This is a genomic window from Desulfobulbaceae bacterium, from assembly GCA_013792005.1.
GTDB lineage: Bacteria > Desulfobacterota > Desulfobulbia > Desulfobulbales > VMSU01 > VMSU01.
In genome coordinates this window covers 1-11,044 of sequence record VMSU01000011.1, presented here as the reverse complement: position 1 = coordinate 11,044, position 11,044 = coordinate 1, and the positions used below count along the sequence as shown (strand labels likewise).

The following is an 11,044-nucleotide window of genomic DNA, read 5'->3' as shown; positions in this document are numbered from 1 at the left end:
TTTTAAGCAGTTCTCGAACAATGATCTCATGAACATTATCATCAAGTTTAAAGTTGTCGCAACCAACGATGGCGGCAACACCGCGAATGCGGCCGTTGATGATATTGTCATTGAGCGGCCGATATGAGGCCCGGAAGGTACCTCCCAACATATTGTTGATGGTCTCATGGCTGAAACCAACCACCACATCGACCTTCTTATCCTGGGGGATAAAGAACTTACCACGTTTCTTAAAGTTCTTGATGGCGTGGGCAAGAATGCTCTTAGCAGAGTTGAGGGCATCAGCCTCCTCAAACTGAATATGCACGCCCCCAGGCATCTTGGCCCGGTAGTTGGTGGTAATGATATCGGTGTGAAAGTTATTCGCCACCTCAACCAGGGATTGCATGAGGCACTGAACATCACCAACCATCGCCTCGACGGCACCAGTGGCAAGTACAATCTCCTGTTGGATGAAACCGGCAGCCACCGGGATACCCCGACGCATGAGGATCTCGTTGCCGGTGCAGCAGACGCCCACCAGGTTGATCCCCTTAGCGCCATGGTTCGCCGCCATTTCAAGCATGTCCTTCTCCTGAGCCGCGATACAGAGAGACTCGGCGAGCAAGGGCTCATGACCATGAACACAGATATTTACCTGATCAGGTTTGAGTGAACCAAGATCAACAATAGCTCGGCGAGGAACCGGGGTGCCGAACATAATGTCGGTGAGTTCGGTAGAGAGCATCGACGAACCCCAGCCGTCGGCAAGAGCACAACGGGAGGCCTGGAGCATGATGTTCTCATAATCCTGATCAACACCCATGTGAGTACGGTGCATCATCTCGACAACTTCACGATCAATGCCTCGAGGTGCGATACCCAGTTTATTCCAAATAGCCTGACGCTTGGGCACGGCGCGCTTCAGCATGGAGATCGGAGTATTATCCTGCTTACCAAATTCAGAAAGGGCTTTTTCACCAAGCTCAATGGCGATATCCTTAACCTCACGTCCCTCAGTGACGATATCGAATACCTCAGCCAGCGATTTAAGCTTTTCGACATCTTTGATCTGATGAGGACCGTGTCCCTTGGCAGTATCCAGGAAACCCCGCACCATCTCCCGAGCATGATCGGTGTGGGCAGCCGAACCGGCAGCAACAACACGGGCAAAGTTTCTAGCAGCTACCGTATCAGCAGTGGCGCCGCAAATGCCGATCATCTCGTCAACACCGTCGATTATCTGACACGGCCCCATATTACAGTTCCGACAGCAGGTACCGCCGGAGCCGAACAAGCATGCGGACATGCCACGGTCAGCGACACGGTGATAGGCTGTCTTGACATTCTTGGCAACATCCTGCTCCATAACCTCCAGAGTCGAGGAGCAGGTGATACTGGTACAGCCGTCACAATCTAATTTTCGCATAGCCATTATTTTCCCTCAATATAGATCAATGGAGCATGTCGTCCGAGTTGTCCGCCAGTGGTAATCTCAAGACCTGGTCGGAGGTAAGGACTAAAGCAATCCAGCGGCGACTTTCGCAGCCTGGACAGTATTTTTCATCAGCATGGTAATAGTCATAGGTCCTACTCCACCAGGCACAGGTGTAATAAAAGAAGCCTTTTCCTTGACCGTCGCAAAATCGACATCACCAGCGAGAATCGCCTTGCCGGACTCGGTCATGCCGATCCGGTTGACACCAACGTCAATTATCACCACCCCATCCTTCACCATATCGGCAGTGATCAACTTAGGCACACCGACAGCGGCGATTATAATATCGGCCCGCTTGGTGTGTGCTGCCATATCCTTGGTCCGAGTATGGCACAGAGTGACTGTGGCGTCACCCGCAGGCCGTTTCTGGAGCATGAGGTTGGCGATAGGCTTGCCAACAATGTTACTGCGGCCAACCACCACCACTTCAGCGCCCTTGGTTTCAACGCCGGCCCGAACCAGAAGCTCAAGAATACCGTGCGGAGTACAGGGCAGAAAACACTGCTCTCCGAGCATCATCTTACCGACGTTAACCGGATGAAAACCGTCAACATCCTTTAGAGGATCAATAGTGAAGAGAACTTTGGCTTCGTTGATATGCTTCGGCAGTGGCAATTGAACGAGAATGCCATTAATTTTCGGATCGTTATTATATTTTTCAACACAGGCCAGCAAATCCGCTTCCGAGGTGTCTACAGGGAGAGTAATCTGTTCTGAGTAGATGCCAAGTTCCTTGGCAGTCTTATTCTTAGCGGTGACATAAGACTGTGAAGCAGGGTCCTCCCCCACCAGAATGGTCACAAGACCAGGAACAACCTTATGTTTTGCCGTAAGCTCGGCAACTTCCTGTGTCAACTCCTGGCGGATAACCTTTGCGGTTTCGGTGCCACTGAGAATTTTAGCGCTCATCAATTAACTCCTTCAATTTTATTCGAGATCCTAGATATAACATAACTACGCGGCACATCCCCACAAATGGAAGGCCGCGTAAACAATGACAACTGGTAATCACACAGCTAGGCAATCGGGGAAAAATAATACCGTATCACATCAGCGTTATCAATAGGTAGTTATACGAAATCAACAGAAAGAACACACTTAGCTTTTCTTGGATAAATCGGCCGCTAGTTTGACCATTATGGCATTAGCCTGCGACAACCGCGAAGCCAATGTTTTAAAGAGATGCCCGGAGACCTCCGGGTATTTGAGAATAATCTCACTCAACTTATCCCCAGGGAAACGTTTTACCATCGATCGTCCTTTCGAAACAATACTTGCCGACCGGACTTCTCCGGTAATAGCAGACATTTCGCCGAAGTATTCTCCAGGCTGAGAAATCTCCGCGATCTTTTTGCCTTCGCGGGCCACCACCACTGCACCTTGAATCAATTTAAAAAAGTCAATATCACGATTACCCTGGCGAATGATATAGTCGCCATCCTGATAATTCTCGACATCCGGATTGACGAGATACGCCGGCAGGCTTTCGGCGCTGATAACCGTTTTCCGCAAGACCTCCTCGATGCTGGTTGCCCCTTCAACAACTTTATTAATACCGGCATTACGCAACGGAGTCATCCCCTCCTGGATAGCAACTTTGCGGAGTTGATCCTCCGGCACCTGGGCATTAATCGCCTTAGATACCTCATCAGTCACTTCCATCAGCTCAAAAAGACCCACCCGTCCCTTATAGCCGCCACCATTACAAATCTGACATCCTTTCGGCCCATGGAGCGACAACCCCTGAATCTGGCCCTCCTTAAAACCCATCGCCAATAATTCCTGATCGGTATAAGTGTTATCAACGACAGACTTACACCCCCCACAAAGACGGCGCGCCAGGCGCTGAGACTGAACCATGGTCACTGCCGAAGCGATCATGAAGGGAGGAATGCCGATATCGAGCAAACGTCCGATGGTGGCCGGACAATCATTGGTGTGAAGAGTCGAAAAGACCAGATGTCCGGTCATCGCCGCCTTAATAGCGATTTCGGCGGTCTCCATATCCCTGATCTCTCCAACCATAATAATATCGGGATCTTGACGTAAAAAGGCCTTAAGAGCAGCGGCAAAGGTCATACCCACTTCACTCTGAACATTGACCTGATTGATACCTTTAAAGTTAAACTCTACCGGGTCCTCGGCGGTTAGGATCTTGGTACCCTCATCATTAAGCGAGTTCAAGACCGAATAGAGGGTAACCGTCTTACCACTCCCGGTGGGACCGGTAACCAACAGCAGGCCTTGAGGGCGATTGATACACCGTTTCAAGGTCTCAAAAGTGGCGTTTTCAAATCCCAGTTTCGTCAGGTCAACGTTAAGGGAACTCTTGTCCAAGATACGAAGGACGATGCTCTCGCCAAAGAGGGTAGGCAGACTCGATACCCGGAAGTCAACAGCCCGGCTCCTGGTAAGGCGGATCTTTATACGTCCATCCTGGGGAACTCGCCGTTCAGTGATATCCAACGATGCCAGGATTTTTATTCGGGAGATCAAGGCATTCTTGATATTTAACGGCAGGTTCATTGAACGATAGAGAGTACCGTCCAGACGATAGCGGACCTGCAGGTTTTTCTCATACGGCTCGATATGAATATCACTAACTCCGTCTTTGACCGCCTTGAGCAGAATCCCATTAACCAGTTTGATGATGGGAGCATCCGTGGCTGAGTACTGATCCCTCATTCCTTCGGAATCATCGTCGACATCAAGGTCATACTCTTCCGCCGCCTCAGAGGCCAAGGCTCCGAAATCGTCAATCGAGGCGACATGCCCTTCATCCTCTTCCATGGGGCCGGAATCCCCACCGGCCAAGATCAGCTCCTGATACTCCTCATCACTGAGCTTGTAATATTTCCGATAGGCTTCAATAATGTCCTTCTCCATGGAAATACTGACGGAGAGGGCCATCTTGACCTCCGCTTGCAGACTCTCAACCGCCGCCGTATCGGTAGGCTCGGACATAGTGACGTGCAAGGTTTTACCAAGCGTGCGCAAGGGAAAAGCCATGTACTTACGGGCAATAGCATAGGGCATGACCCCCAGTACGTCTTTACTCGGTGGTTCGTCTGCAATAAGGACAGCGGGGAAATTCTGAACCCGACTCAGAACTTTAAGAATGGTGTCTTCTTCAATATAGCCAAGACGATTAAGAACATTACCCAGACGACCGCCGTTTTTTTTCTGGAAGGCCAAGGCCTCATCCAGCTGATTTTTGGTGATAAGTCCTTCCTTCCGAAGGATTTCACCAATCTTCAACTTGCCAGCTCCAGACTGATCCTTGACCGAGGCCCGGAGACTAGACTGATCTGGCAGCTTTTGTGCGGTCATTGACATAGGCGATGATTCTCAAAATTGCTTACAGCAGCATAAAAAGATGATTAAATACCAATGAAGAGTGTTGCCAACATAAAATAACTCACAACAAGAAGAGCTAAGGCCTTCAACCGGCAACCCATCTCACCGATCGACGCAGACGACTAAGGGACTCGGAAATTACCAATTTACCTGGATCGCGCCCGGATCTGGGTCAGATTTGGTCGCACCGATTGAACAAAACCGCAGGCGTAGCAGCGCTACGTCGAGGATTTTGAGATTGAGGTGGACCAAAGATGGCCCAAAGCCGGGATGCGTTATGGTAAATTGGTAATTTCCGCGTCCCTAACAATCAATCCCCCAAACAGATCCCTATTTCCCGAGCGGTCAACACCTTGTCATCGTTGATGTCGACCATCTTTCTCTTTCTGGTCGCCTCCTCAAGAGTGACCCGCTGCATATCGCCATTGACCAGAGCGACCATGTGACCAAAAAGGTTCTCTTCAACCATCCGAACAGCGGCAGCGCCAAAACGCAAGGCCAGCAATCGATCAAAAGTAGTCGGCGACCCCCCGCGCTGGATGTGGCCAAGGACCAGTGAACGGGTATCCTTTTCTGTCAGCTGGCGGATCTCCTTGGCGACCCAGTCGCCAATCCCGCCGAGCAAGACTTCCTGGCGCCCGATCTCACATTGGTTATCCTTGCAGATCACCTGGGAATTCTTGGCAGTGGCTCCTTCCGCCACCACCACAATAGCATAGTGCTTCCCATGCAGTTCATTATCTTCAATTTTTTGCCTAACTGAATCCATGTCAAAAGGAATTTCGGGAATAAGGATGACATCCGCACCTCCAGACAGGCCGGAATTCAAAGCAATCCAGCCAGACTCACGCCCCATCACCTCGACCACCATAACCCGATCATGGGACTTGGCCGTCGAATGCAACTTGTCAATGGCATCGGTTGCGGTTGACACTGCGGTATCAAACCCAAAGGTCAACTGGGTCGCATACAGGTCGTTGTCAATAGTCTTCGGCACTCCAATAACAGGCATCCCTTTCTCTTCAAAAAAACGCCGGGCAATATCAAGACTCCCATCGCCACCAACCGCAATATGACATGCAAATCCCATCCGGGTAAAATTCTTCATAATCCGATCCGAGATATCATGGACCTGGATCTCGCCAGCAAGATTCTTAATCGGCATTGAAAAAGGATTTCCCTTATTCGTCGATCCCAGAATAGTGCCGCCCAAGGCAGTAATATCCGCAACCGTCTTTGGAGTTAACGGCACCAGTTCATCAAGGTCAATCAGCCCTTTATATCCACCCCGACTTCCATAAACTTCCCAACCGCGATAATGAGCCGCCATGACGACCGCATAGATCACCGCATTCAGACCTGGGGCATCGCCACCCCCAGTGGAAATTACAATTTTTTTCATATTCACCTCGAACGGTTGTTTCTAAGGAAAGAAATTATTCAGACCGAAAAATAACTGGATAGAATATCGATATTATTGCATACAGCACAAAAAACTGTCTAGCAATAATTATAACATCGGAAGAGAACAACGTCCGTGGATTAGGCGCTGTAAAATTAAATTTCAGTATCCTAATCGCTCTTCCATCAATAGAATGAACAACCCACCAAGCACCTTCCTGTTTTTCTTGCGGGGAGCTAGGGAAAACCCCCACACTGTGGTGTTTTCCCTCATCATCTCCGCCTCAGCATCACTCGAAAACCTACTCAACTTACTGAATTTACAAAATTTCTAAGACAAATCATCAACTTGGCATAACAAATGCTGTCTATATTAAAAAAAACATCACACACCAACACCTTCACTTTGGGAGCAACTCATGAATAACTTAATTACAACAGCTCTAATCATCTCAGGTGTCTTTATTATCTGCTATCCTGTTGTTATGTACCTACTAAATCGCATCATGACCAAGATGGAAGATGAAGCAAATCAAGCAAAATCAGTTGTCTGATCAGACATGATCAAGTCAAATCGATTTGGTAAACGTTCACCGGGCACCCCATCTGCTTTGTCAGCGGCCTGCTCATGTGCAACTAGCACACTTCGCAGACCGCTTTATTGACCGACGAAGCGGGTCAATATAAATCGCGCAGGTAAGCGACCGTAGGGAGACTCCGGCTGGGGTGCCCGGTAAACGTTTACAGTCCGGTGAAATCAGCACGTTCAACGCTTCTGGTGAACGATTACTCGATTTGTACCATTTGCGGTCAATAAGGATTTCAGCAATAGACCTTCAGACAATAATACGTAAATTATCGTTGACTGAATGCCTCCACAAAAAAATCCGGATTGAATTATGACTCAATCCGGATCTTTTCATGCTCTCCCAATCAACAAACCATCTACCACACCAAAAACCATCATCTACTGATGAGACTTCTGTTTCTCCAAGAGAGCCATGTACTCTTCCCACTCCAAAGGAAGCATTGTTTTCTTCTGAGTATTGCACTCCTTACAGGCAGGCACCAAGTTCCCTTTAGCGCTGGAGCCACCGCGGCCAAGGGGGACGATATGGTCCATGGTCAGTTTTTGAGGTGAAAAATTCCCTCCGCAATAATAACAGACACCGGCGCCGATCTTTCTTTGCCACCAGCCAGTTTTCCTCAGCTCCTTGGCCTTGTTTCGTTCCTGACGAACATAGGCCTCATCCATACCAGAAAATTCAAAAAAATCAGTCTCCAACCAAGCCTCCCACTAACACACTCCGCGCTCGACCAATAAGATAGAGCGACCCGGCAATGCAGATCAGATCATCTGCCTCTGCCAAAGCATACGCCTGTTCCAGGGCATCCTCCACCGAAGATGAGCTTACACACACACTCCTGAGATCCTCAGGGAGTGCATGAACAAGTTGCTCCGGGGTAGCCGAACGAAGAGTCTCAGGACGGGTAAAAATTATCCGCGAACAAAGCGGAGCGATTTTGCGCACGCAAGTCTGAAAGTCCTTATCCCCCATTGAAGCCCAGACCATGATCACCCGATGGTAATGAAAATCGGACCGTAACGCTTCACAGAGTGCGTCAACGCCAGCCGGATTATGCGCCCCGTCAAAAAGCACCGCCCTGCTCCGCCCCTGAAAGTTAAGCGCCGAAAAAAACTCAAGTCGTCCAGGCCAACGCACAGCCAGCAGACCTTCTCGCACCACATCAGGATCAAGTCTCCTCTCGAGACCGAGCCATAACTCGATCCCAGCCAAAGCAAGCGCGGTATTGTCGACCTGATAAGACCCTCGTAATCCCAGCTTCAAGTCGGAAAACTTCCCCCCTATGCCTTGATACCCCAAAACATCTTCTGGGGTTCGAGTCATACGAAAATCTCTGCCTTGAAGATACAGCGGGGACTCGACCTTCTGGGCCACCTGAAGAATCACCTCAGCGACGGAAGGTCCAGAGGCCCCGGACACCACCGGCACCCCTGCCTTGATAATTCCTGCTTTCTCAGCGGCGATCTCTGCCAGGGTCGTCCCCAAATAGGCCTCATGATCCATGGCGATATTGGTGATAATCGAAACCCGTGGACGAATGATATTGGTGGCATCCAAACGCCCTCCCAAACCGGTCTCGATAATGGCGCAATCAACCTTCCGCTCAGCAAACCACAGAAAGGCCAAGGCAGTGGTAAATTCAAAATAGGTAATCTGATCACCATTAAGGACCGCAACAATCTGAGTGGCAAGGCGAGCAAAATCTTCTTCTGCAATATACTCGTCATTAATACGGAAGCGTTCCCGAACCGAAATCAGGTGCGGCGAGGTGTAGACACCAACAGAGAATCCAGCCCGGTCCAAGATAGCAAGGGTGGTCGCAGCAACAGATCCTTTACCATTAGTCCCGGCAATATGAATGCTGGACACCCCCCGCTCAGGGCTCCCCAAACGCTCCATAAACATGGTCATGCTTTCAAGTCCGAGCTTGATCTTGAAAAACTGAAGATTATCTAAGAATTGCCACGCCTCCTGGTATTTCACGGATCCACAATCTCCATTTTGATATAGTCAAGATTAATCGTCTTCTGCCCATGCCGGGTAAAAAATATTTCCACGGTTCGTGGACCAACCATCTTCATCACCCGTCCTTCACCAAAAAAAGGATGCCGAACCTGAGACCCGGTAAGGTCATCCTTGGACAAGAGCGCCTTTCTCCGCACCACGGCTTGTGGGGAGAAACCCGTTGATGTCATTCCAGGCTTCTTGTTCGCGGCCATGGTCAACCCCGAGGGAATCTCCTCCAAAAATCTTGAGATCATCGCCGGCTCACCCAAACGTCCGGCCTGGGCAACTTCTCGCGGATAAACCAGATAGAGATATTTCTTCGCCCTGGTGGCAGCGACATAAAGCAACCGCCGCTCTTCCTCAATCTCCTCGACAGTCTGGGCCATTGCCGAGGGAAACTTTCCTTCGACCAAATAGATGATAAAAACATGGTCCCACTCCAACCCCTTTGACGAGTGAACGGTAGATAAAATCAACGCCCCGCTCTGCCCGGTTGCGCCGCCTGCCTCTGCCACTGTTACCTCAGGTGGATCAAGCGCCGTGTCGTGGATAAAATCATCCAAGGTCTTATATTCAGCGACAATATCCTTTACTTGCTCCAGATCCTTGGCCCTGGTCGGATAGTCATCGGCATAAAGCCGGTGAAACACCTCCTGATAATATGCCATGGCTGCTTCATATTGGCTGAGGGGTGTCGCAAGATCACGAATCTCCCGCAACGCAGCGACAAGGGAAACAATCCCCTGCCGCCAAGATTTACCGGCTGGGTAGCGGGACAAGGCCTCAATCGGGTCATCGCCACTCTTGATTGTAGACAGAATAGTCTGGGCGGTCTTAGGACCCACCTTTTCAACAAAGAGCAGAATACGGTTCCATGACAGATTATCCTGAGGATTATAGATAACTCTCAGCAAGGACAGAATATCCTTGATATGGGCCGACTCGGTCAACTTCATCCCCCCTCGCTTTTCAAAGGGCAGATGTCGGTTGGCAAGCTCCAACTCTAGTTTGTACGAATGAAAACCGGAACGAAAGAGAACCGCGATCTGGTCAGGCGCCGTCCCCTCCCGGACCAATTGCGCGATGGCGCCGGCCACATAAACGGCCTGATCCGAGTCATTTCGCGCGGAGTAGATGAGCGGCTTCTGCCCCCCCTCAATTGAGGTGAACAACTTCTTGGTATACTTTTCTGCCGCCTGTTCAATGATGGCATTGGTCATGGTCAGAATAGGCTGGGTACTGCGATAGTTCTCTTCTAAACGGATCAACTTCGCCTCAGGGTAGAGTTTAGGAAACTCCATGATATTACGGAAATCGGCGCCCCGGAAGGAATAGATCGACTGAGAGTCATCACCCACCACCATAACATTACGATGAGGCAAGGCAAGCAAGCGGATAATCTCGGCCTGCACCGGATTAGTATCTTGATATTCGTCAACCATCAGATAGGAATAGCGAACGGCAATCTCGGCGCCGACCTCTGGGAGGGCAAGGACCCGCTGCAGGTTGAGCAGCAAATCGTCGTAGTCCATCAGGTTATGCTCACGCTTAAACTTGAGGTAATGCTGGGAAATCTGCTCAAAATCCCCAATGAAATCGACAAAATGAGCATATCTTTGACTGACCGCATCAGCGATGGTCTGCCCTTTATTCACAGTCTGGCTTAGGATGTTAATAATTACCTTACGGGAGGGAAAACGCCGATCAGAGTCTTTAAGATCGAGCGAGGCCTTGAGCAGGTTGACGATACCCTCGGCGTCGGAACGATCCAGAATGGTAAATTGAGGAGTATAGCCCAAATGATGCCCATACCTCCGCAAGAGAAGACTGGCGACAGCATGAAATGTGCCTCCCATCACTCGACTACAGGACTCATCCAAGAGATCGCTTGCCCGATTGAGCATCTCCTGGGCTGATTTCCGGGTGAAGGTCAGAAGTAGTATCCGTTCAGGTTGCACCCCCTGTTCAATCAGGTATGCCACTCGATGTACCAAGGTTCGGGTCTTGCCGCTGCCAGCGCCGGCAATAACCAGAACAGGACCATCAATAGTGGTAACAGCCTCCATCTGCGGCGAGTTCAGGCCGTGAAAGTGGGAAGCTTTGGGGGGACGTGGTGGTGATGTGCGTTTTATTTCGCCAAAGAGTGATTGTTGCATGGCGACCTATACCATAGTGAAAAAATCCCTGCAACTGAACGTAAGGGGAGACACTTTCC

Annotated in this window: 7 protein-coding genes; all 7 read right to left on the bottom strand. The window is 49.9% G+C overall.

Annotated elements, in window-relative coordinates; all coding sequences use genetic code 11:
* The coding region (locus FP815_00505; GenBank protein MBA3013421.1) for a carbon monoxide dehydrogenase at window positions 1-1,414 on the bottom strand (1,414 nt) is incomplete at its 3' end.
* Window positions 1,415-1,498: 84 nt separating this feature from the next.
* Window positions 1,499-2,386: a bifunctional 5,10-methylene-tetrahydrofolate dehydrogenase/5,10-methylene-tetrahydrofolate cyclohydrolase gene (locus FP815_00500; protein MBA3013420.1), complete on the bottom strand. Its 888-nt coding sequence runs from the start codon at window positions 2,384-2,386 to the stop codon at window positions 1,499-1,501.
* A gap of 189 nt (window positions 2,387-2,575) precedes the next feature.
* Window positions 2,576-4,813: a type IV-A pilus assembly ATPase PilB gene (gene pilB, locus FP815_00495; GenBank protein ID MBA3013419.1), complete on the bottom strand. Its 2,238-nt coding sequence runs from the start codon at window positions 4,811-4,813 to the stop codon at window positions 2,576-2,578.
* 331 nt (window positions 4,814-5,144) lie between these two features.
* Entirely contained in the window at window positions 5,145-6,236 is a 1,092-nt protein-coding gene (locus FP815_00490; protein MBA3013418.1) for an ATP-dependent 6-phosphofructokinase, read from the bottom strand.
* 966 nt (window positions 6,237-7,202) lie between these two features.
* Window positions 7,203-7,490: an HNH endonuclease gene (locus FP815_00485; protein ID MBA3013417.1), complete on the bottom strand. Its 288-nt coding sequence runs from the start codon at window positions 7,488-7,490 to the stop codon at window positions 7,203-7,205.
* 19 nt (window positions 7,491-7,509) lie between these two features.
* Window positions 7,510-8,805 (bottom strand): bifunctional folylpolyglutamate synthase/dihydrofolate synthase, encoded by a 1,296-nt coding sequence (locus tag FP815_00480; GenBank protein MBA3013416.1) that lies wholly within the window; start codon window positions 8,803-8,805, stop codon window positions 7,510-7,512.
* A complete protein-coding gene (locus tag FP815_00475; protein MBA3013415.1) occupies window positions 8,802-10,985 on the bottom strand; it encodes an ATP-dependent helicase in 2,184 nt (727 codons plus the stop codon). The genes FP815_00480 and FP815_00475 overlap by 4 nt, the downstream gene beginning before the upstream one ends.
* Between the last annotated feature and the right edge of the window lie 59 nt (window positions 10,986-11,044).

Coding starts and splice junctions, on each gene's coding strand:
- FP815_00500 (MBA3013420.1), bottom strand. CDS start 2,386: ATGAGCGCTAAAATTCTCAGTGGCACCGAAACCGCAAAGGTTATCCGC.
- pilB (MBA3013419.1), bottom strand. CDS start 4,813: ATGTCAATGACCGCACAAAAGCTGCCAGATCAGTCTAGTCTCCGGGCC.
- FP815_00490 (MBA3013418.1), bottom strand. CDS start 6,236: ATGAAAAAAATTGTAATTTCCACTGGGGGTGGCGATGCCCCAGGTCTG.
- FP815_00485 (MBA3013417.1), bottom strand. CDS start 7,490: ATGGATGAGGCCTATGTTCGTCAGGAACGAAACAAGGCCAAGGAGCTG.
- FP815_00475 (MBA3013415.1), bottom strand. CDS start 10,985: ATGCAACAATCACTCTTTGGCGAAATAAAACGCACATCACCACCACGT.